This is a genomic window from Streptomyces sp. NPDC002669 (genome assembly GCF_042889165.1).
Taxonomy (GTDB): domain Bacteria; phylum Actinomycetota; class Actinomycetes; order Streptomycetales; family Streptomycetaceae; genus Streptomyces.
This window is the reverse complement of the sequence record NZ_JBIAQQ010000085.1, coordinates 1-1,224: the sequence shown is the minus strand read 5'-3', so window position 1 is coordinate 1,224 and position 1,224 is coordinate 1. Positions and strand designations below refer to the sequence as shown.

Below are 1,224 nucleotides of genomic sequence, written 5' to 3'. Positions count from 1 at the left end.
CCGTCGCAGCAGCGGGTGATCCGGCAGGCGCTGGCGAACGCGCAGGTCTCGGCGGCCGAGGTCGACGCGGTCGACGCGCACGGCACCGGTACCCGGCTCGGTGACCCGATCGAGGCCCAGGCCCTGCTGGCCACCTACGGCCAGGCCCACCACCAGGACAACCCCCTGTGGCTGGGCTCCCTGAAGTCGAACATCGGCCACACCCAGGCCGCCGCCGGCGTCGCCAGCATCATCAAGATGGTCATGGCCATGCGCCACGGCACCCTGCCCAAAACCCTCCACATCGACGAACCCACCCCCCACGTCGACTGGACCCACGGAGCGGTCAGGCTCCTCACCGAACCACAGCCCTGGCCCCGCACCGACCGCCCCCGCCGCGCCGCGGTCTCCTCCTTCGGCATCTCCGGCACCAACGCCCACGTCATCCTCGAACAAACCCCCACCCCCACCCCCGAACCCGACACCGAACCCGACACCGAGCCCGCCTCAACCCCGGACACGGCCCCTGGCCCGGGGGTGGTGCCGTGGGTGCTGTCCGCCAGGACCCCGGAGGCCCTGCGCGAGCAGGCGGCGAACCTCGCCGGATACGTGCAGGGGCGGCCGGACACCGACCCCATGGATGTGGGGTTCTCGCTGGCCACGGCACGCACGCTCTTCGAGCACCGGGCCGTGGTCCTGGGCGGTGACCGCGAGGAACTGCTGACCGGTTTGCGGGCCCTGGCCCAGGACCAGCCTGCCGCGGACGTGGTCCGGGGCCGGGCCCCGGAGAACAACAGCCTGGCCCTGCTCTTCTCCGGCCAGGGCAGCCAGCGCACCGGCATGGGACGCGGGTTGTATGAGACGTATCCGGTGTTTGCGCAGGCGTTCGACGCGGCGTGTGTCTTCCTGGACCGGGAACTGGCCCGGGAGCTTCGTGTGGGCTCGGTCGGGTCGTTGCGGGAGGTCGTCTTCGCCGAGCCGGGCAGCGAGATTGGGCGGCTGCTGGACGAGACGGTGTTCACCCAGGCCGGCCTGTTCGCGGTGGAGTCGGCGCTGTTCGCCCTGGTCTCCTGGCTGGGGGTGCGCCCGGACGCGGTGATGGGGCACTCGGTCGGCGAGATCACCGCCGCCTGGGCGGCGGGGGTGTTCTCCCTGGAGGACGCCTGCACCCTGGTGACCGCACGGGGCCGGCTCATGCAGGCCGCCCGGCCCGGCGGTGCCATGGCCGCCATCGCCGCCCCCGAG

1 protein-coding gene is annotated in these 1,224 nt (G+C 72.8%); it reads left to right on the top strand.

What is annotated here, in order from left to right:
* Positions 1–1,224 (top strand): acyltransferase domain-containing protein (locus ACFYW1_RS39035; protein WP_389004599.1); only part of this gene is annotated, 1,224 nt, incomplete at both ends.